Genomic DNA, 22,391 nt, shown 5'->3' on the forward strand with positions numbered 1-22,391 from the left:
AAATATATGTATTTACGAAAAAAATTGGCTAATGCGATTCGAATATTAAGCATAGATGCTATTCAAAAAGCAAAATCAGGACATCCTGGTATGCCTATGGGTATGGCTGATATTGCTGAAGTTTTATGGAGAGACTTTTTCAAACATAATCCTAAAAATCCTAACTGGTATAATCGTGATCGATTTGTTCTATCAAATGGACATGGTTCAATGTTATTATATAGTTTATTGCATCTTACAGGATATCATTTGTCAATAGAAGAATTAAAAAATTTTAGACAAATGAATTCAAAAACTCCAGGACATCCTGAAATAGGAGAAACACCTGGTGTTGAAGTAACTACTGGCCCTTTAGGACAAGGATTAGCGAATGCTGTTGGCATGGCTATTGCTGAAAAAACTTTAAGCGCTTATTTTAATAGATCAGAATATAATATAGTAGATCACTATACTTGGGTGTTTGTTGGTGATGGTTGTTTAATGGAAGGCATTTCTCATGAAGTATGTTCTTTAGCTGGTACACTAAATCTTGGTAAATTAATTGTTTTTTATGATAAAAATGGTATTTCAATAGATGGTCAAACATCTAATTGGTTTACGGATAATACAGCTCAACGTTTTAGATCGTATAATTGGCATGTTATAGATAATATTGATGGCCATAATTCAAGTGTTATTAGTGATAGCATCAAATTAGCTCAATCAGTGAAAAATAAACCATCTATTATAATTTGTAACACAATTATTGGATTTGGTTCGCCAAATAAATCAGGAACATCAGAATCACATGGCGCTCCTCTTGGTGAAGTAGAGATTTCTTTAACACGAAAACATTTAAATTGGCATTATGATCCTTTTCATATTCCTGAAGAAATTTATTCAGAATGGAACAGTGTACAAAAAGGTTTAGACTTAGAAAGTCAATGGAATGAATTATTTTCTTTATATAGATCTAAATACCCAAGTTTATCATTAGAATATTTAAGACGAATGAATCATAAGTTTCCTGAAAATTGGAATAAAATTACTAATAATTATATTCATTTTTTACAGAATAATAAACAAGATATTGCAAGTCGACAAGCTTCTCAAAATACATTAGAAGAATATAGTAAAATTTTACCTGAACTAATCGGTGGTTCAGCTGATTTATCACCCAGTAATTTAAGTATGTGGTCTGATTGCATTTCTATTAAGGACAATACATCAGGTAATTATATTCATTATGGAGTTCGTGAATTTGGAATGACTGCAATTGCAAATGGAATATCACACTATGGTGGCTTCATTCCTTATACTGCTACATTTTTAATATTTTTTGAATATGCAAGAAATGCAGTACGAATGGCTGCTTTAATGAATACAAAACATATTTTTGTATATACTCATGATTCTATTGGATTAGGAGAAGATGGCCCTACACATCAACCTATAGAACAAATAGCTAGTTTACGTATGACTCCTAATATAGATGTATGGAGACCTAGTGATCAAGTAGAAACAGCAGTAGCGTGGAAAATAGCTCTTGAGAAAAAATCAGGACCAACAGCATTAATTTTATCACGTCAAAATTTACCTCAGTTTCATAGAAATTCTAAACAATTAAATAGCATTTCTCATGGAGGATATATATTATATGATTCTGATAAACCGCTAGATATTATTTTTATTTCTACTGGATCAGAACTTTATATTACTCTAATGGCTGCAAAAAAACTTACAAATTTAGGATATTCTATACGTGTCGTGTCTATGCCTTCTACTAATGTCTTTGATAGACAAGATATTATTTATAAAGAGTCTATATTACCATCGGATAATACTAAAAGAATTGCAATTGAAGCGAGTATAAAAGATTTTTGGTACAAATATGTAGGTATTAATGGTTTAATCATTGGTATGAAGACATTTGGTGCATCAGCTCCCGCAAATGACTTATTTAAAAAATTTGGTTTTACTGTTGAAAATATAGTTAAAAAATCCATAATATTTTTACAATCTTAATATTTTTTGATTTGATTAAAATAATTATGGGGCTAAAATATAGCCCCATTTTTTTATGAAAATAAAAATAATATTGATTGATATTATCTTAAAATTAAGGAAAGATATGATTTGCCCTATTACTCAATTAGCAAAACAGTTAATTTCTATTCCATCTATTAGTCCGCAGGATTTAGGTTGTCAAGAAATTATTATCAAGCGTTTATATTCTATGGGATTTACAATTAAGAAAATTAACATTAATGATACAAAAAATTTCTGGGCTTTTAGAGGTACCGGAAAAACATTGACATTTTTAGGGCATACAGATGTCGTTCCTCCAGGGAAATATGAAGATTGGCATACACATCCTTTTAATCCGATTGTTCGTGATGGATTTTTATTTGGTCGTGGGTCTTCTGATATGAAAGGTTCTTTAGCATCTATGATAATAGCTGTAGAAAATTTTATAAAAAAATTCCCGTACTATAAAGGACGATTATCTTTTTTAATCACTTCAGATGAAGAATCTAGTGCCATTAACGGTACTACGAAAGTAGTAGAATATTTACAAAATCAAAATGATACAATTGATTATTGTATAGTAGGAGAACCATCGAGTATTAAAAAAGTTGGTGACGTTATAAAACATGGTAGACGTGGTTCTATTACAGCTAACATTACTATTTATGGAACTCAAGGACATATTGCATATCCTCATTTAGCAGATAATCCAATACATAAGTCGTTACCTCTTATTTTAAAAATATTATCTATTCAATTAGATCATGGGAATAATTTTTTTTCACCAAGTAGCATAAATGTCGCTAATATTCATTCAGGAGAAGGCATTAGTAATATTATTCCAAAATCATTATTTGTTCAAATTAACATTCGTTTTAACCCAGAAACATCAGCGACTAAAATTCAATCAAAAATTATTAATTTATTAAATGAAAGTAAAATTGATTTTTGTATAAAATGGGATATTTCAGGTCAACCTTTTCTTACTAAACATGGTCTTTTAATCAAGACTGTTATGCAATCTATTAAATATTTTAATAAAAATCCTCCTATTTTATCTACTTCGGGTGGCACTTCTGATGGAAGATTTATAGCATCAATGGGATCTGAAGTAGTTGAATTAGGTTTAACAAATAATACAATTCATAAAATTAATGAATGTGTAAAAATATCTGATTTAAAAATATTAAGTTGTATTTATGAAGATATTATAAAAAAATTGTTTACTTAATTTAAAAGATAATATTTATATAATTATTATTTTATTTGTGTTTAGATTCAGTCTATTATTGCAATAGACTGAATCAATTAACACATAATGCAAATATAGTTTTAATTTGACTTAACTATTTTTAAAATATATTTTTATATCGGAGGTAATATATTATAATTGTTTTCTTCTATATCTTTATAAGGAATATTATATTCTTCATTTTTAACAGGTATATTAGTATCATTTGGTACAGTTAATTCTTCTAATTGACTAATAGCTTTTTTAAACCTTAAATTATCATTTTGATTATTTTGTTTTAACATACAAGAAGAAGTAAATAATGTACTAAATATTTGTAAGATAATTATAATTTTAAAAAATTTTTTGTTTGTGCGAAATATTAGCATATTGAATTGCTTTTTCCAATTGTAAACGAGTAGAATTTAAAATAGGTGTCATTGGTAAACGAAGCGTAGCATTTTTAATTAATCCTATTTTTTTAGCTAACCATTTTACGGGAATGGGATTAGGTTCTATAAATAGTGCTTCGTGTAGTAATGTTAAACGTTTATTGATAGATCGCGCATTAATGAAATCTCCTTGAAGCGCATAAGAACAAATTTTTACCATTTCTTTTGCAGCAATATTTGCTGTTACTGATATAACTCCCGAACCACCTAATTGTATAAAATCTAATGCTGTAGCATCATCGCCACTAATTAATAAAAAATCATTTTTTACTATTTCTTTGATTTGATTAATTCTTGATAAATCTCCGGTTGCTTCTTTAATTCCTATTATATTTTTAAATTTAGCTAATCTCGCAACTGTTTTAGGTAATAAATCACATCCTGTACGACTAGGGACATTATATAAAATTTGAGGTAATTCAGTATTTTCTGAAATAGCTTTAAAATGCTCATATAATCCATCTTGAGTCGGTTTATTATAATAAGGAGTAACAGTTAGACAACCGCAAATACCAGATTTTTCAAATCTTTTTGTTAAAGAAATAGCTTCTGTTGTCGCATTAGCTCCTGTACCAGCAATAACTGGAATACGTTTATTTGATAATTCTAATGTTAACATAACAACATTTATGTGTTCTTCTTGACTAAGTGTTGCTGATTCTCCAGTTGTTCCAACAGAAACAATAGCTGTAGTTTTATTAAAAACATGGTAATCAATTAATTTTTTTAAACTAGAACGACAAATTTGACCTTTTTCATCCATGGGTGTAATTAGTGCAACAATACTTCCTGTGAACATTATTTGTTCTCCTCCATAAAAATATCTTATGGGATGTTTGATATATTTAGAAGATAAAATATATATTAGTAATAGAGGTACTATTTAAAAATATCTTTTTAAATATATTAAAGTATAAATCATAAAAAAATTTTTATTTTATAATATTAATAATAAAATTGATTATATGATTAGAATCATTTAATTAAAAATTAAATTTTTTTGATATATTTGATTCATTTATACATAATATAAAATGAATGCATACTGAAAGATAATATTTTAATATAATTTAATCTGACATCAACATACATATAATATAATATAAAATTTCGATATTATTTAATTATAAAAATTATCTGATAATATATTAAGTAACTCTAAAATTAATCGTCATGATAAATAACAATTAGCTTACAAATTTTTATAAAAATTATTTTTTATTGCATTGTGCACGAAATCTTAATAAATGATCCATCAATACAATAGCAACCATAGCTTCAGTAATTGGAACTGCACGCAATCCTACACATGGGTCGTGTCTACCTTTAGTAATAATTGAAATTTTTTCATTTTTGTTATTAATTGTATTACCTGGTTTAGTAATACTGGATGTAGGTTTAAACGCTGCTTTTAATATAATTTTTTCACCATTACTAATACCTCCTAAAATACCTCCAGCATGATTAGTGGTAAATCCGTTAGGTGTTATTTCATCTCGATGTATACTCCCTTTTTGACTGATTACTTCAAAGCCATCTCCAATTTCTACACCTTTAACAGCGTTAATGCTCATTAGTCCATGAGCTAAATCAGCATCAAGACGATCAAAAATAGGTTCTCCAAGTCCAATAGGAACATTTTCAGCAATAATAGTAATTTCAGCTCCAATTGAGTCACCAGCTTTTTTTAAATCTTTAATTAAATGCTCTATTTTTAAAACTTTTTCGTGATCTGAACAAAAAAAAGGATTTTTTTCGATTTCTTCCCACGATTTAAAAGGACAATTTATATGCCCTATTTTAGACAAATATGCACGTATAATGATTCCATGTTGATTATTAAGATATTTTTTAGCAATAGCTCCGGCAGCAACTCTCATTGCAGTTTCGCGAGCAGAAGATCGTCCACCTCCCCTATAGTCTCTAATGCCATATTTTTTTTCATAAGTATAATCTGCATGTCCTGGTCGAAATATATTTTTTATACTTTTATAATCTTGTGAACGTTGATCATTATTATAAATCATTAATCCAATACTAGTGCCTGTTGTTAAGCCATTAAATACACCAGAAAGTATATTAATTTGATCAAGTTCTTGACGTGGAGTTGTATAACGAGATAAACCTGGTCGTCTGCGATTTAAATCGTACTGTAAATCTGAACAGCATAATCTAAGTCCTGGTGGAGTTCCGTCAACTATACATCCTAATGCTGTTCCATGTGATTCACCGAAAGTAGTTACACAAAATATCTTACCAATTGTATTTCCAGACATAATTTTTCTCTAATATAAAAGGGAATGACATATTTATAAAAAGTAAATATAAGACACGATTTTTATATAAAATGTAAAATATATTAAATTTTAAATGTTTTTTAAAAAATTAATTTTTTAAGAAAAATATTTTATTTGTTGTTTTTATAAAAACTAAATTATATAATTAATGTAAATAAGTAAATAACTATATAAATTTAAATAAATTATATTACGTTTAATTTATTAAATGAATTAATTTTATTGGTAATTAAAATTATGAATAAAAATAACCAAGATATTATTAATTCGAAGAATTTATTTCGAAAATGGTTGAACGGTACTCGTGAGATAGTACAAGATACTATTTTTCATTCTCGAGTTCATAAAAAAAATAATACTAATATTATATCTAAACGCCTTATGTTTGAGCAAAACGCTCATAGTCATTATTTCTCTTATAGAAACCAAAAAAAAAATTTATTTAAAGACAATCCTGTATCTTATATTCGTCACGATAGCGCATATAATATATTAAAAAATTTACAAGCAGGAAAATATGATCCAGATATTTTTCTTGATTTACATGGATTAACACAGTATCAAGCGCAACAAGCGTTAGCAGAATTAATTACCACATGTCAAAAAGAAAAATTTTTTTGTGCGCATGTGATGCATGGATACGGTAAAAATATATTAAAAAAGCAAACTCCTTTTTGGTTATCTCAACATCCAGATATTATAGCTTTTCATCAAGCTCCTAAATTTTTTGGAAGTGATGCTGCTATTATAGTTATAATTGAAATTCATTCTTAAAAATATAAATATATTTTTTTATTACTACTAAATTACATAGTTTATATATATCTTAAAATAGGTCTTAAAAATATAGATTTTATAAAGACTAATGTTAATGATAATTACTGCTTTAAATTTTCTTAAATAATTTTTCATAGTTTACAATCTTCTTTATTTAATATAGTTCTAATTGTATTTATAAATAATTATAATTTATTTTTTTAAAACTTATTGTAATAATAATATTGTTGTAATTATTTCAATAATATACTTTCTGAACATTATAATAAAATATTTTTCAAAAACCCTAATTATGGGTTTTTTCTTTTTTAAGTTAATAAAGTGCAAATTAATTGTTTGATAAAAATTTTTCAGGAATTGAAACATGTTTGAAAATAATCGTGTACGCATAGCGATGCAAAAAAATGGTCGTTTAAGCAATGATTCTATAAAATTATTAACATGTTGTGGTATTAAAATTAATTTAAAACAAAAAAAATTGATAGCTTTTGCTGAAAATATGCCTATTGATGTTATGTTAGTTCGTGATGATGATATTCCTGGTTTAATCATGGATAATATAGTAGATTTAGGAATAGTAGGAGAAAATGTACTTGAAGAAGAATTATTAAAACGTTCATCACAAAAATTAGAATGTTCTTATATTATGTTAAAACGACTTGATTTCGGAATATGTCGATTATCTTTAGCACTACCAATTGATATAATTTATTCTAATATTCAATCTTTAAAAAATATCAGAATAGCAACCTCATATCCTCATTTATTAAAAAAATATCTAGATTCAAAAAATGTTATATTTAAGTCCTGTATGTTAAATGGATCAGTAGAAGTAGCTCCTAGAGCAGGATTAGCTGATGCTATTTGTGATTTAGTTTCTACAGGAGCAACATTAGAAGCTAATGGTTTACGTGAAGTAGAAGTAGTTTATCGTTCTCATGCGTGTCTTGTTTGCAAAACAGGTCATATCAATTTAGAAAAAAAAGAAGTTATTAATAAATTAATGACTCGTATTCAAGGGGTTATTAAAGCACGTGAATCGAAGTATATTATGCTACACGCTCCTATAAGTAAGTTAAGTGAAGTAATATCATTATTGCAAGGAGCAGAAAAACCTACTATTTTAAAATTAGCAGGAGATAAAAATAGAGTAGCTATGCATATGGTAAGTAGTGAGACAGTATTTTGGGATACTATGGAAAAATTAAAATTATTAGGTGCTAGTTCAATTTTAGTTTTACCAATTGAAAAAATGATGGAGTAAAATTAATATGAATCATTTTAAAAAAATATTTTTTTGGAATCAATTAAGTGCAGATAAACAAAAAAAAATATTATCTAGACCTTGTTTAAAAAAAAAATCTAATATTAAAAATATTGTTAAAAAAATTATTCATAATGTTCAAATATACGGAGATCAAGCGTTAAAAGATTATTCTATTTTGTTTGATAAATATGATTGTAAAACATTACAAGTATCAAATAAAAAAATTTCTTTATCATCTTTGCACGTCAGTGAAGACTTGAAAAAATCCATTTTAATTGCTAAAAAAAATATTCAATCTTTTCATCAAGCACAAAATTTATCTGCAATAGATATTGAAACTGAAAATGGTGTGCGTTGTCAGCAAATCTATCGACCTTTAAAAACTATAGGAATTTATATACCAGGCGGAACAGCTCCTTTATTGTCTACTGTATTAATGTTAGCAATACCAGCTAAAATTGCTGGTTGTAACAAAATTATTCTTTGTTCCCCTCCTCCAATTAGCCATGAAATATTATATGCAGCCCATATTTGTAAAATTAATACTATTTTTCAAATTGGAGGAGCTCAAGCAATAGCAGCATTGGCTTTTGGAACTGAAACTATTCCTAAAGTAGATAAAATTTTTGGCCCAGGTAATGCTTATGTCACAGAAGCAAAATTGCAAGTTAGCTCAGTTTTTCATGGTACATCTATAGACATGTTAGCAGGTCCATCAGAATTATTAATCATAGCTGATGACATGGCGAATCCAGATTTTATTGCTGCTGATTTATTATCACAAGCTGAACATGGGCCATATTCTCAAGTGATTTTATTAACAACATGTTACAAGTTAGCAAAAAAAGTTTTGTTATCTTTAAACAAACAGCTAAAAAATTTATCTAGATTTTTAGAAATTTTAACTGCATTAAAAAATAGTGCAATTATTATTGCTAAAGATATATTAGAATGCATAAATATAGCTAATATTTATGCTCCTGAACATTTAATTATTCAAACAATAAATCCAAGAAAAATAATTCATTATATTTCTAATGCTAGTTCTATTTTTTTAGGTTCATGGTCACCTGAATCTGCAGGAGATTATGCGTCTGGAACTAATCATGTTTTACCAACTTATGGTAGATCTATTACTGATTCCGCTTTAGGTTTATTAGATTTTCAAAAACGTGTACTAGTTCAAGAATTAACACCAACAGGATTAAAAAATTTATCTCATACTATCGAAATTTTAGCTTCTGCAGAAAAACTTGAAGCGCATAAAAATGCTGTAAAAATTAGAATAAATTTTTTAAAGGAAAAATATGAAAAATAAAATTTTGAAATTATCTAGAGATAATATACAAAATTTAACACCGTATCAATCTGCAAGATCTATTGGAGGTACGGACGGTAGTATATTATTAAATGCAAATGAATCTCCACTTCCTGTTGCCTTTAAATTAAAAAAAAAAATATTTAATCGTTATCCTGAGTGTCAACCGTATAATTTGATATTATTATATTCTGATTATATTAATTTATCTTGTGAACAAATATTAGTAACACGCGGGGCTGATGAAGGTATTGAATTGTTAATAAAAGCTTTTTGTCAACCTAGACGTGATGCAATTATTTATTGCCCTCCTACTTATGATATGTATAGAGTTAGTGCAAAAATAGCAGATATTCACATAAAAACAATCCCTACTATAAAAAATACTTGGCAATTAGATTTACCTAATATTCAATGTAATCTTATTGGGGTTAAATTAATATATATTTGTAATCCTAATAATCCTACTGGCAATCTTATATTACAAAATGATCTTATAAGTTTATTAAAAATGACCGTTGGTCAATGTTTAGTTGTTATTGATGAAGCATATATTGAGTTTACTCCTACAAATACAATGACTAATTATTTATCAAAATATTCAAATTTAGTTATTTTGCGTACATTATCAAAAGCTTTTGCATTAGCTGGTATAAGATGTGGTTTTACTTTATCACATCCAGAAATAATTAATACTTTAAAAAAAGTTATTAGTCCTTACCCTATATCTATACCTGTTGCTGATATTGCTATTCAAGCTTTAAAAACAAAAAATATTCAATTGATGCGAAATAGAGTATTAAGTTTAAATAATAATCGTACTTGGTTAATTGAAAAATTACAACACATTCCATGTGTAGAAAAAGTTTTTGTAAGTCATGCTAATTATATATTAGTCAAATTTTTTATGTTTAAAAAAATTTTTGATACGTTATGGAAAAAAGGAATAATTTTAAGAAATCAAAATGAAAAAAATAATTTAAATAAATGTATCAGAATATCAATTGGAACACATTTAGAAAATATACTTTTAATTAAAGAACTAAAAATATTTTCTGAAGAAAATATGTTTTAAGGTGAATTTATAGTGAAAAAGAAAATATTATTTCTTGACCGAGATGGTACATTAATTGACGAACCAAAAAATACGTATCAAATAGACTCAATAAGTCAATTAAGATTTAAAAAACATGTTATTTCTTCGTTGCGTGCATTAATAAAATTAAACTATAAATTAATTATGGTGACAAATCAAGATGGACTTGGCAGTAAAAATTTCTTGTTAAATAATTTCAATCGTGTACATAAATTTATGTTACATATTTTTAATTCAGAAGACATAATATTTGATGAAATATTAATTTGCCCTCATTATTCACATGATAATTGTTTATGTCGTAAACCTAAAATTCATATGCTCAAGCCTTGGTTAAATCAAATTAATATAAATAACAGTTATGTGATTGGCGATCGCATCACAGATATGGAGTTAGCAAAAAATATGCAGTTGCCAGGCATTCAATATAATGATAAATCATTTAATTGGATTGATATTAAAAAACATATTATTAAATATAATAGATATTCAGAAGTATTTCGAAATACCAAAGAAACTGTATCTCATATACGATTATGGCTGGATTCAGATGAAACTAGTGAAATTGATACAGGTATTAAATTTTTTGATCATATGTTAGAACAATTATCAGTACATAGTGGAATTTGTATGCACATTAAGATTACAGGTGATCTAGAAGTTGATGATCATCATACTATCGAAGATACAGGTATTGTTTTAGGGGATGCTTTATTGCAAGCTTTAGGAAATAAAATAGGATTATCTAGATTTGGTTTTTATTTACCTATGGATGAAAGCAAATCTAATTGTATTATAGATATATCTAATCGACCGTATTTCGTATTTAATGCAAAATTTCATTATAATATGGTTGGAGATCTTAGCACAAATATGATTGAACATTTTTTTTATTCTTTATGCTATTCAATGAAAATTACTCTTCATTTATATGCTGAAGGCAAAAACGATCATCATTGTATTGAAAGTTTATTTAAAGCTTTTGGACGCGCATTACGTCAAGCTATTAAAATTGAAGGAAGTACATTACCTACTTCAAAAGGAATTTTATAATGAATATAGTTATTATAGATACAGGATGTGCAAACTTAACGTCAATACAAGTAGCTATTAAAAAGTTAGGTTATAATTCTATAGTTACGTCTCGTTCTTCTGTTATTTTAAAATCTAAAAAAATTTTTTTACCTGGAGTAGGAACAGCTGCTAGTGTTATGAATTTTTTACAAAAAAAAAATATAATTAATATTATCAAAGAATTAAAACAACAAATTTTAGGTATATGTCTTGGTATGCAACTATTTTGTAATTTTAGTGAAGAATGTAATGGTATTCAAACTTTGGGTATTATGAAATATCCTGTATTACATTTAAAACATAATAATTTGCCATTACCTCATATCGGATGGAATCGAATTCAATTTAATACGGAACATCCTTTATTGAAAAATATTCCTAATTATTCAAGATTTTATTTTGTTCACAGTTATGTTGTTCCAATTAATAAAAATACATTATCTACTACTAGTTATGGTATTGATTTTAGTTCAATTATACACAAAAATAATTTTTTTGGTGTTCAATTTCATCCAGAAAAATCTGGTCATGTTGGATCTCAATTATTAAAAAATTTTTTGGAGATGTAATTTAATGATCATTCCAGCATTTGATATAATTAACAATCAAGTAGTACGATTATATCAAGGAAATTATTTAAATCAGAAAAAATATAATATTAATTTGATAAATTATTTGACAGAATATAAATCAAAAGGAGTGAAAATTGTTCATTTAGTTGATTTAGATGGAGCTAAAGATCAAAAAAATAGACAAATAAAATTATTTCATCAGATATTATCTTCTACTAATATATCTATACAAATAGGAGGAGGAATTAGAACTAATAAAGATATTAATGAATTATTGACATTAGGAGTAAAAAGAGTCGTAATCGGTTCTTCATGCATACAAAATAAAGAAAAGATAAAAGAATGGTTAGAAATTTATGGTCCAGATGCAATTGTTTTAGCACTAGATATACAAATTAATAGTAAATATCGTAAAGAGATATATATTAACGGCTGGATAAAAAAAACTAATTTTATTTTAGAAGAAATTATTGAATATTTTTTACCGAGCGGATTAAAACATGTATTATGTACAGATATATCTAAAGATGGAACATTATTAGGTCCAAATATTCAATTATATCAAGAAATTTCGAATAATTTTCAAACAATATCATTTCAAGCATCTGGGGGAATTTCTACATCAAAAGATATTATTGAATTACGAAAAACTGGCGTAAAAAGTGTTATTATTGGCCGTAGTTTATTAGAAAGGAAGTTTACAATCGAAGAGGCATTAAAATGTTGGCAAAACGACTTATAGCTTGTCTTGATGTAAGAAATGGTGTAGTAGTAAAAGGAATTAAGTTCAAAAATCATGAAATTGTAGGTAATATAATACCTTTAGCCAAACGTTATGCAAAAGAAGGTATAGATGAACTAGTTTTTTATGATATAGCTGCATCAGTCAACAATAAATTAGTCAGTAATCATTGGATTAAAAAAATTGCCCAAGTAATTAATATCCCATTTTGTGTAGCTGGAGGTATTAAAAATATACAAGATGTTCAAAATATTTTATCTAGTGGGGCAGATAAAATATCAATTAATTCCTCTGCATTAATTGATCCAAATTTAATCACTAAAATTTCAAATCAATTTGGAGTGCAGTGTACAGTAGTAGGAATTGATTCTTTTTTTGATCAAAAAAAAAAATGTTATATGGTTCAACAATATACAGGAGACATTAATAAAACTTATCAAACTTCTTGGAAAACAATTGATTGGGTAAAGGAAGTACAAGAAAAAGGTGCTGGTGAAATTGTGTTGAATGTGATGAATCACGACGGATTACAAAAAGGTTATGATATTTCTCATCTCCAACAAATTAGAAAAGTATGCCAAGTACCATTAATTGCATCAGGAGGAGCTGGGCATTTAGAACATTTTTATGAGGCGTTATATTATGCTAACACCGATGGTGTTTTAGCTGCATCTGTGTTTCATAAAAAAATCATAAATATTAAGATTTTAAAAAATTTTTTAATTAAAAAAGGTATAGAAATTAGAGAATGTTAAAACAATATGATTTATCTAATCTAGACTGGATTAAAACTAATGGTATGATTCCTGTAATAATACAAAATTATGATTCATATGAAATTTTAATGCATGGATATATGAATAAAGAAGCGTTATATAAAACGCAACAAGAAGGTTTAGTAACATTTTATTCGCGTACCAAAAAATGTTTATGGACTAAAGGCCAAACATCTGGTAATTATCTGAAAGTTATAGAAATTAGTACTGATTGTGATCATGATACATTATTAATTTTAGTTTTATCGATTAGAGAAACGTGTCATTTGGGTAATAAAAGTTGTTTTTCTGTCAAAAAATATAATATAGATTTTTTATTTGATTTAGAAGAATTGATAGAAAATAAAAAAAATAATTATACTGATAAGTCATATACTTCTTATTTATACCAATCTGGAACAGGTCGTATTGCTCAAAAAGTAGGTGAAGAAGCGATAGAAACCATATTATCTGCTATGAAGAAAGATAAAAATGAATTAATTAATGAATCTTCAGATTTAATTTATCATCTCATTGTTTTGCTACATAATCAAGATTTGAATTTAAATATGGTGATAGAAAATTTAAAAAAAAGAAATAAAAAAGATATTTTTATAAAAAATAAGATTAAGATGATCAAAAAATAATAAAATAATATTTTAAACAGATTTGATTTTTAATATGAAATAATATCAAAAATATATTACTAATAGTTATATTTTATAAAACTATATTTTAATAACATTAAAATTAATATATAAATATTTTTTTGAAATTGTATAAAAATATAATAATGATGTTAATATAAAAATTTATTCATAATAGCATATAATATAATTATAGTTGTTAACTATTTATTTTATTCATTCAGGAGAACAAATGTCAAAACAACAAATTGGTGTTATAGGCATGGCAGTTATGGGTAAAAACTTAGCTTTAAATATTGCTAATAAAGATTATACTGTATCTATATTTAATAGAACTCGTAATATTACTGAAACAATCATTAACACTTATCGTCATAATAATCTTTTTGCATATTTTTCAATAAAAGATTTTATTCATTCTCTATTAACACCTAGATGTATTATACTCATGGTACAAGCTGGATCAGCTACTGATGATATAATTAAATTAATTATGCCTTATTTAGAAAAAAAAGATATTTTAATTGATGCAGGAAATGCTTTTTATAAAGATTCTATTAGAAGACATGATCAATTATCTCGATATGATATTAATTTTATAGGTATGGGTATCTCAGGAGGAGAATTAGGAGCATTAAACGGCCCATCTCTCATGCCTGGAGGCCAAAAAAAAGCATATCAACTTGTTTATCCTATGTTAAAAAAAATATCAGCTAAATTTCAAAATGAACCTTGTGTTAACTATATTGGACCAGATGGATCGGGTCATTATGTTAAAATGATACATAATGGTATTGAATATGGAGATATGCAATTAATTGCAGAATCTTATTATTTATTAAAAAATATATTATTTTTGAACAATGAAGAGTTATCTATCATATTTTCGAAATGGAATAAGAGTGAATTAAATAGCTATTTAATTGAAATCACAGTAGATATTTTTTTAAAAAAAGATGAAAATAATCAGTATTTAATAGATGTTATTCTAGATCAAGCTCAAGATAAAGGTACTGGAAAATGGATTAGTCAAGATGCTTTAGAAATTCGCGAACCACTTTCTCTAATTACTGCTTCGGTTTTTTCTCGTTATTTATCTAATTTAAAAAAACAACGCATGATTGCGTCAAATATTTTAACAGGACCTAATGTAAACAATGTAATTAGCGATAAAAATAGTTTTATTGAAGAAATTAGACGAGCTTTGTATTTAGGAAAAATTATTTCTTATGCTCAAGGTTTTTCACAATTACGTACTGCTTCAAAAAAATATAATTGGAATTTAAAATATGCAGAAATAGCTAAAATTTTTCGTGCTGGATGTATTATTAGAGCAAAATTTTTAGAAAAAATCACTGAAGAATACTTTCAAAATAAAAATATAGTTAACTTATTATTAACTCCTTATTTTTCAAAAATCGCTAATGAATATGTTAAATCGTTGCGTCAGGTAGTAATATATGCAATAAAATATGGCATTTCTATACCAGCATTTTCTACTGCTATGTCGTATTATGATAGTTATAGATCAGCTAATTTACCTGCGAATTTAATTCAAGCACAAAGAGACTTTTTTGGATCACATACTTATAAAAGAATTGATAAATTAGGTGATTTTCATTCTAATTGGTCAATTAAATAATAAGATTAGAAACAATGAAAATATACTACTATTTCTTATAGTATAAAATATTATTAATTTTATAATTAAAATTTTATGACTAGATATAAAAATAGCAGAATATATTAAATTATATTTCTGCTATTATATTGTATATATGATTTAAATATTTTATCTTATAATCATTATATAAAATAAATTGTTAATATGATAAGGCTGAAAATGCGTTTATGTGATAAAGATATTGAAAGATGGTTAAAAAGAAAAGACTTAATTATTAAACCATATCCTGAAAAAAAACTAATAAATGGTATTACAGTTGATATACATCTTGGTAATACATTTCGTGTTTTTAATGAACATACTAGATCTGTTTTTGATTTAAGCGATTCTAAAATTAATAAGGCATTAGCGTTAATAGAAATTATGAGTGATGAAATAATTTTTTCTAAAGAAAAACCATTTTTTTTACAACCAGGATCTTTAGCATTATTTTCAACGTTCGAACATATTACGATTCCAAATAATTTAGTAGGCTGGTTGGATGGTCGCTCTTCACTAGCTCGCCTTGGATTAATGGTTCATGCTACTGCACATCGTATTGATCCAGGATGGCAAGGTAACATTGTTTTAGAAATATTTAATGCAGGGAAATTAACTTTAGTTTTGCGTCCTAAAATTAAAATTGCAACGTTAAGTTTTGAGGTATTATCTCAGCCAGTTTCGCGCCCTTATTATCTAAGACAAGAAGCTAAATATAATAATCAAAGCGGTGTGACACCTAGTCGTATTCATCAAGAATAATATTGATAATATTTTTTAAAAAATTATTTATTTAGTATTAAAATAGTTTATTATTAATATTATTTGTTATAATAAAAATTTATTAAAAGTATAATATTATGTCACATATATTAAGGAAAATTTTAGTTACTTGCGCATTACCATACGCTAATGGGCCAATTCATATTGGTCATATGTTAGAGCATATTCAAGCAGATATTTGGGTGCGTTATCAGAGAATGTGTGGACATGAAGTTTGGTTTGTTTCGGCAGATGATGCACATGGTACAGCGATAATGTTAAAATCGCAAGATTTAGGCATATCTTCAAATGAATTAATTAAAAATATAAGAAAAGAACATAAACAAGATTTTTTAAACTTTAATATTTCACATGATAACTATTATTCTACACATAGTTTAGAAAATTTATATTTGTTGAGAAAAGTATTTAAATGTTTAAATCAGAAAAGATTAATTCAAGAAAAAAATATTTTTCAATTTTATGATAATATAAAAAATATTTTTCTTCCTGATAGATTTATTAAAGGAATTTGTCCTATTTGTAATGCACAGAATCAATATGGAGATATTTGTGAAATATGTAGTGCAACATACGAACCTACAGATTTAATTAATCCTATATCTGTTCTTTCAGGTTCACGGCCTATTTTAAAAAAAACAAAACATTTATATTTTAATTTACCGATTTTCAGTGATATGTTAAAAAATTGGATCAATTCTGGAGTTGTAGATAATGCAATTATTAATAAAACAAAAGAATGGTTTAAGATCGGTTTAAAATCGTGGTGTATTTCTCGTGATGAGCCTTATTTTGGATTTAAAATACCACAACATAAAAATAAATATTTTTATGTTTGGCTTGATGCTCCAATTGGTTATATGAGTTCGTTTAAAAATCTTTGTTTTAAAAATAAACAATTAAGTTTCAATGATGTTTGGAATGAAACATCTAATTATGAATTATACCATTTTATTGGTAAAGATATTATTTATTTTCATACTTTATTTTGGCCTGCAATATTAGAAGCAGCTTCTTTTAGAAAACCAAATAAAATTTTTGTCCATGGTTATCTTACTATTAATGGTTTAAAGTTGTCTAAATCACGAGGAGCTTTAATTAAAGCTAGCGATTGGATTAAATGTTTTGATTCAGATAGCTTACGTTATTATTATGCAAGTAAGTTATCTAATAAAATTGATGATATTGAAATAAATTTAGAAGAGTTTATTCATAAAATTAATAGTGATATTGTGAATAAATTAGTAAATTTAGCATCAAGAAGTGCTAGTTTCATTAACAAATATTTTAATGGATATTTATCTAACGAATTAGATGACGCGCAATTATATAAATATTTTGTAGATTCTGGTGTAAATATTAAAAGTTTTTTAGAAAATCGTCAATATAGTTTTGTAATAAAAGAATCTATGCGACTATTAGATATAGCAAACCAATATATTAATGAAAAAAAACCATGGACAATTTTAATTAATCAAAAAAATCTTATTCAATTACAAAAAATATGTACAATGGGTATTAATTTTTTTAGAATTGTAATGATTTTTTTAAAACCTATTATTCCTGATTTAACATGTAAAACAGAATTATTTTTAATCGTCAAATTAACATGGGAAGATATTAAACAACCTCTTTTATCACATAAAATCAATCATTTTTTATCATTATATGAAAGGATTAATCGTGAAAAAATAATGGAGTTGATAAAATTAACGGAATAAAAAAGATAAATTATATTATATCAATAATAATATTTTTAATGAAAATTAAATATATTATCATGAGATAATTCTAAATGACTTTCCCACGAAACTGTCCAATAATTTCGATCAGTAATATCCAGATTAATAACAAATACTCCGATAGCAGCAATAAAAAGATTATTATAAAATAAAAGTGGAATTTGATTTCTTAACCATGGTGGAATTTTTTTTTCTTGCCAAATTTTTTTTATTTGTCTTTTTTGATCTCTTCCTAAAATTAAAATTTTACCTTCGTATTGAAAACGAATATTTATTAATTCATTATTTTTTGGAGCAGGTAGTTGATTTCCACCGTATAAACTTAGTTTTAAATATCCTAAATAATTTGGTAGTTTTAGTGTTTTTTTTGGATTATGCCAAAATAATAATTTATTTTGAATATTTGGTTGAGTTTTTACAAAATATAGAGATGACTGATATCGTCTAATTTCATAATTTTTTAAAATTATTTTAGGATTAGCATCTTGTCGACTAAAAACCATTTGTTTATAAATATATTGAATACTTTTATATGAAGGTATCTTGATTTTTTTAAATGAAAGCCAGTATCTAATTAATGCTGTACACATATCTTCTTTCATATTTTTAAATTTTTGAATATTTAAACAATCATTAAATTTAATGAAATAATAAATTTTTTTTCGTAGAAAATAATTAAGTAATTTAGTTTCTTTTTGACATATCTTGATTGTACGTAGACAATTATTAATAAAATAAGGCCATCTTTGTTCAAATACTGGTATAATTTTTTTACGTATAAAATTACGATCGTAATTAATTTGAAAATTACTAATATCTTCTATCCATGTTAATTGATTTTTTTTAGCCCATAATTCTAATTCTTTTTTCGTAACATTTAAAAACGGGCGAATAATAGTTTTTCTTCCTAATGAAGTCTTGACAGACATGCAAGATAGTCCGGTCGGACCACTTCCTCTTTTTAAAGATAAAATAAATGTTTCACATTGATCATTAACATGATGTCCAGTAAGTAATATTTCATTGTGCAATAAATTTTTATAAAAAATATTATATCTTTGTATTCTTAGTTTTTCTTCAATATTGCTGATTATATTTTTAATTTGAATGTTTTCAATAATTAATGGTATTTGATTTGTAACACAAATTTTCTGACAATGTTTAGTCCATTTTATGGACAGAGGATTTAAATTATGATTGATATGAATAGCTCGTATTTGAATATTTTTTTTTTTTTTATTTTTAGTAGTTTATAAAGTAGTACTGTAGAATCTAATCCACCACTATAAGCAATTAAAAAAGATTTGTTTATATTTTCTTGAATAATTTTTTCAATCAAATTTATCATTATTCCTAAAGATATTTAATACGTCCGAGTGGACTTGAACCACTAACTTCTACCATGTCATGGTAGCGCTCTAACCAATTGAGCTACGAACGTAAAATATTTTTGTTGCAATTATACATTATAATTATCACAATATACAAATATTTTTTAAAAATATATGAATTTTCATGTAAAATATTATTATATTTTACAAATATTTTTAAAAGGCAATATTATGTTTACAGGTATTGTGCATGGAATAGCTACGATTATTTTTATAGAAAAGAAAAAAAATATTTATACTTTTACCATAAAAATCCCTTCTTGTTTATCTAAAAATCTAAAATTAGGTGATTCCATTGCATGTAACGGATGTTGTTTGACAATTCGAGATATAAATAATTCTTATTTTATATGCGATGTTATTAAAGAAACATTAAAAACTACTAATTTAGGATTGCTTTCTGTTCACGATCATATAAATATTGAAAGATCAGTAAAACTTGGAGATGATATTAGTGGTCATATAATATCAGGTCATATTATGACTACTGCAAAAATTTCTAATATATTTAATGTCGATAATAATTATATAATATGGCTAGAATTAACAAAACAAAAATTCATGAAATATCTTTTTTATAAAGGATTTATTTGTATTGATGGTATTAGTCTAACCGTTAGTAATATTACTCAAAATGAGTTTTGTGTTAATATAATACCACATACTTTATTTTCTACAACAATCTTTAAAAAAACAATAAGTAGTATTATGAATATTGAAATTGATTTTTATACCCAAACAATTGTGGATACAACAGAACATCTAATAAAACAAAAAATTAAATTATTATAAATATATAATAAATTGATATTTGATATCTTCATTAAACTAATAAAATTTTTTATTTATACAATAGATTTGATATTAAAATTATATATTTTATATAAATTTATATATCATATAAGAAAATATATAATATTATTGATTAACAATATTCGTATTTTATATAAAATATAAGAATATTAAGTTTAATAATAATTAATATTTTTATAAAACAGATTGTTATGTCATGAAACATTGAATTTGATGATGCTATTTTTTTTGAGTCATTTTCTAATTTTTTCAAATTATTTCAATAAGTCAAGATTAATATAATATAAATATTTTATTAGAATCAAAAAAATATTTTTTACAATGAACTTAGTATATCAATATTGTATTTTACAAATATTATGTTAATATCGTATATTTTTTATGATTTTGATTCATAAAATGCTATTTTGTAATATGAAAGATCAAATTATATGGTTAAACTTTATATTAATATTTATAAAATATACTAATATAAATTAGTATTAATTTTTATAAAAATCTAATTAAACATGATTAGTATAACATGTCTATATTATAAGGAAATTATAAAAATTTAATATGTAAATTATATTATTTTAATTAAATGTTTGAGTTAAATAAATACATTATATAACATATATTCATTGTTTTAAAATATAGAAAATTTTTGTATATTAATAATATTGTTTTTAAATTTATTTTTTTTAAATTCGATAAACAATTTATTCATTTCGCTTATAATATGACATCAATTATTGTATAAATTCTTAAATATTTTTAAAATTATTTAAGCTTATACAGAAAAACATTGTTTATAAAAATATTATGATATCAATGATTAAATGTTATTGTTTATTATAGATTTTGTCATTTGTGCTTTGTTAAAATTCTATATCAATATTTATAATAGTCTTCTATTCATATGTATATTATAAAATATATAATAAAAAAATTTCATTTTTATTTATTAATTATATAATGTTGAGTATGATAATTCATTGTTTTTTATAATTTTTAAAATATTTATTATTAGTTTAATTTTTATAAAAAATTTTATAAATATATATTTATAAAAATAATACAATAAAATACTATTTTCAATATGTTTTATTAATACTATTGAAAATTACATGATTATGAATAAAGAAAAACGTTATAAAATTTTATCATTATTTCAAATGAAATATCCTAATCCTGCAACAGAGCTTATTTTTTCTTCTAGTTTTGAATTATTATTGTCTGTCATCTTATCTGCTCAATCTACTGATGCAATTGTGAATAAAGTTACTAAAAAATTATTTCGAATAGCAAATACTCCTGAAAAAATTTTATTGTTAGGCGAAAAAGGTCTTAAGTATTATATTAAAAGTATTGGATTATATAATATTAAATCATCTAATATAATTCATACTTCTTTTTTAATATTAACTAAATATAATGGATATGTTCCCAATAATCGTATCGAATTGGAATCTTTACCTGGAGTTGGAAGAAAAACTGCAAATATTATTTTAAATATACTATTTAACAAAAAAACTATTGCTGTAGACACTCATGTATTTAGAGTATCAAATCGTACTAATTTTGCTACAGGTAAAAATGTTCAAGAAGTTGAAAAAAAATTAATTAAAGTTGTGCCTAGTATTTTTAAATTATCTGTTCATAGTTGGTTTATTTTGCATGGGAAATATATTTGTACTGCGCGAAAAATTCAATGTAATATATGTTTAATATTTGAATTATGTGAATTTAAAAAAAAATAATATATTTTATGGATACATATGT

At 24.9% G+C, this 22,391-nt stretch carries 21 protein-coding genes and 1 tRNA gene; 16 read left to right on the plus strand and 6 right to left on the minus strand.

What is annotated here, in order from left to right; genetic code table 11:
* Positions 1-6: 6 nt before the first annotated feature.
* Positions 7-2,004, plus strand: a complete 1,998-nt coding sequence (gene tkt / locus GUU85_RS00445) for a transketolase (protein WP_163118949.1) — start codon at positions 7-9, stop codon at positions 2,002-2,004.
* A 106-nt stretch (positions 2,005-2,110) separates the two neighbouring features.
* Positions 2,111-3,238, plus strand: a complete 1,128-nt coding sequence (dapE, locus tag GUU85_RS00450; protein WP_163118950.1) for a succinyl-diaminopimelate desuccinylase — start codon at positions 2,111-2,113, stop codon at positions 3,236-3,238.
* Positions 3,239-3,372: 134 nt separating this feature from the next.
* On the opposite strand, the gene GUU85_RS00455 is transcribed toward dapE, so the two are convergent.
* The 3 genes from GUU85_RS00455 to aroC all read right to left on the minus strand — a co-directional run bounded on the left by GUU85_RS00455 (position 3,373) and on the right by aroC (position 5,966).
* Positions 3,373-3,627, minus strand: a complete 255-nt coding sequence (locus GUU85_RS00455; RefSeq protein ID WP_163118952.1) for a hypothetical protein — start codon at positions 3,625-3,627, stop codon at positions 3,373-3,375.
* Positions 3,593-4,489: a 4-hydroxy-tetrahydrodipicolinate synthase gene (gene dapA / locus GUU85_RS00460; RefSeq protein WP_163118954.1), complete on the minus strand. Its 897-nt coding sequence runs from the start codon at positions 4,487-4,489 to the stop codon at positions 3,593-3,595. Before dapA ends, GUU85_RS00455 begins: the two co-directional genes overlap by 35 nt.
* A 412-nt stretch (positions 4,490-4,901) precedes the next feature.
* Positions 4,902-5,966, minus strand: coding sequence for a chorismate synthase (gene aroC, locus GUU85_RS00465; RefSeq protein WP_163118956.1), 1,065 nt, complete (start codon positions 5,964-5,966; stop codon positions 4,902-4,904).
* A gap of 258 nt (positions 5,967-6,224) precedes the next feature.
* Here aroC and smrB point away from each other — a divergent pair, with 258 nt between their 5' ends.
* The 12 genes from smrB to metG all read left to right on the plus strand — a co-directional run bounded on the left by smrB (position 6,225) and on the right by metG (position 18,402).
* The gene (smrB, locus tag GUU85_RS00470; protein WP_163118958.1) at positions 6,225-6,761 is read left to right on the plus strand and encodes an endonuclease SmrB; all 537 of its coding nucleotides are present in this window, start codon (positions 6,225-6,227) and stop codon (positions 6,759-6,761) included.
* A gap of 367 nt (positions 6,762-7,128) precedes the next feature.
* Positions 7,129-8,028 carry an ATP phosphoribosyltransferase gene (gene hisG / locus GUU85_RS00475; RefSeq protein ID WP_163118960.1) on the plus strand — a complete coding sequence of 300 codons (900 nt, stop codon included), beginning with the start codon at positions 7,129-7,131 and terminating at the stop codon, positions 8,026-8,028.
* A 7-nt stretch (positions 8,029-8,035) separates the two neighbouring features.
* Entirely contained in the window at positions 8,036-9,349 is a 1,314-nt protein-coding gene (gene hisD / locus GUU85_RS00480) for a histidinol dehydrogenase (protein ID WP_163118962.1), read from the plus strand.
* On the plus strand, positions 9,339-10,424 hold the full coding sequence (gene hisC / locus GUU85_RS00485; RefSeq protein WP_163118964.1) for a histidinol-phosphate transaminase: 1,086 nt from the start codon (positions 9,339-9,341) through the stop codon (positions 10,422-10,424). The genes hisD and hisC overlap by 11 nt, the downstream gene beginning before the upstream one ends.
* 12 nt (positions 10,425-10,436) lie before the next feature.
* Positions 10,437-11,498 (plus strand): bifunctional histidinol-phosphatase/imidazoleglycerol-phosphate dehydratase HisB, encoded by a 1,062-nt coding sequence (hisB, locus tag GUU85_RS00490; protein WP_163118966.1) that lies wholly within the window; start codon positions 10,437-10,439, stop codon positions 11,496-11,498.
* Positions 11,498-12,088 carry an imidazole glycerol phosphate synthase subunit HisH gene (gene hisH, locus GUU85_RS00495; RefSeq protein WP_163118968.1) on the plus strand — a complete coding sequence of 197 codons (591 nt, stop codon included), beginning with the start codon at positions 11,498-11,500 and terminating at the stop codon, positions 12,086-12,088. Before hisB ends, hisH begins: the two co-directional genes overlap by 1 nt.
* A 4-nt stretch (positions 12,089-12,092) precedes the next feature.
* Positions 12,093-12,833 (plus strand): 1-(5-phosphoribosyl)-5-[(5-phosphoribosylamino)methylideneamino]imidazole-4-carboxamide isomerase, encoded by a 741-nt coding sequence (gene hisA, locus GUU85_RS00500; protein WP_163118969.1) that lies wholly within the window; start codon positions 12,093-12,095, stop codon positions 12,831-12,833.
* Positions 12,812-13,588, plus strand: a complete 777-nt coding sequence (gene hisF, locus GUU85_RS00505; RefSeq protein ID WP_163118970.1) for an imidazole glycerol phosphate synthase subunit HisF — start codon at positions 12,812-12,814, stop codon at positions 13,586-13,588. Before hisA ends, hisF begins: the two co-directional genes overlap by 22 nt.
* Entirely contained in the window at positions 13,582-14,235 is a 654-nt protein-coding gene (hisIE, locus tag GUU85_RS00510; protein WP_163118971.1) for a bifunctional phosphoribosyl-AMP cyclohydrolase/phosphoribosyl-ATP diphosphatase HisIE, read from the plus strand. Before hisF ends, hisIE begins: the two co-directional genes overlap by 7 nt.
* Positions 14,236-14,467: 232 nt before the next feature.
* Positions 14,468-15,877 (plus strand): NADP-dependent phosphogluconate dehydrogenase, encoded by a 1,410-nt coding sequence (gene gndA, locus GUU85_RS00515; RefSeq protein ID WP_163118972.1) that lies wholly within the window; start codon positions 14,468-14,470, stop codon positions 15,875-15,877.
* A gap of 201 nt (positions 15,878-16,078) precedes the next feature.
* Positions 16,079-16,660, plus strand: coding sequence for a dCTP deaminase (dcd, locus tag GUU85_RS00520; RefSeq protein WP_163118973.1), 582 nt, complete (start codon positions 16,079-16,081; stop codon positions 16,658-16,660).
* 98 nt (positions 16,661-16,758) lie between these two features.
* Positions 16,759-18,402: a methionine--tRNA ligase gene (gene metG, locus GUU85_RS00525; protein ID WP_163118974.1), complete on the plus strand. Its 1,644-nt coding sequence runs from the start codon at positions 16,759-16,761 to the stop codon at positions 18,400-18,402.
* Between the two features lie 35 nt (positions 18,403-18,437).
* On the opposite strand, the gene tilS is transcribed toward metG, so the two are convergent.
* The 3 genes from tilS to GUU85_RS00535 form a co-directional block, all read right to left on the minus strand.
* Positions 18,438-19,646: a tRNA lysidine(34) synthetase TilS gene (tilS, locus tag GUU85_RS00530; protein ID WP_367889640.1), complete on the minus strand. Its 1,209-nt coding sequence runs from the start codon at positions 19,644-19,646 to the stop codon at positions 18,438-18,440.
* Complete coding sequence (locus GUU85_RS02895) at positions 19,610-19,762, minus strand: ATP-binding protein (protein ID WP_254056359.1); 153 nt, start codon at positions 19,760-19,762, stop codon at positions 19,610-19,612. Before GUU85_RS02895 ends, tilS begins: the two co-directional genes overlap by 37 nt.
* A gap of 28 nt (positions 19,763-19,790) precedes the next feature.
* Positions 19,791-19,864: transfer RNA gene (locus GUU85_RS00535), tRNA-Val, on the minus strand.
* A 121-nt stretch (positions 19,865-19,985) separates the two neighbouring features.
* On the opposite strand from GUU85_RS00535, the gene GUU85_RS00540 reads away from it, so the two are divergent.
* Positions 19,986-20,606: a riboflavin synthase subunit alpha gene (locus GUU85_RS00540; RefSeq protein WP_163118975.1), complete on the plus strand. Its 621-nt coding sequence runs from the start codon at positions 19,986-19,988 to the stop codon at positions 20,604-20,606.
* Between the two features lie 1,136 nt (positions 20,607-21,742).
* Entirely contained in the window at positions 21,743-22,369 is a 627-nt protein-coding gene (gene nth / locus GUU85_RS00545) for an endonuclease III (protein WP_163118978.1), read from the plus strand.
* The last annotated feature ends 22 nt before the right edge of the window (positions 22,370-22,391 follow it).

This window comes from Buchnera aphidicola (Uroleucon sonchi) (assembly GCF_011035165.1).
Classification (GTDB): Bacteria; Pseudomonadota; Gammaproteobacteria; order Enterobacterales; family Enterobacteriaceae; genus Buchnera; species Buchnera aphidicola_BE.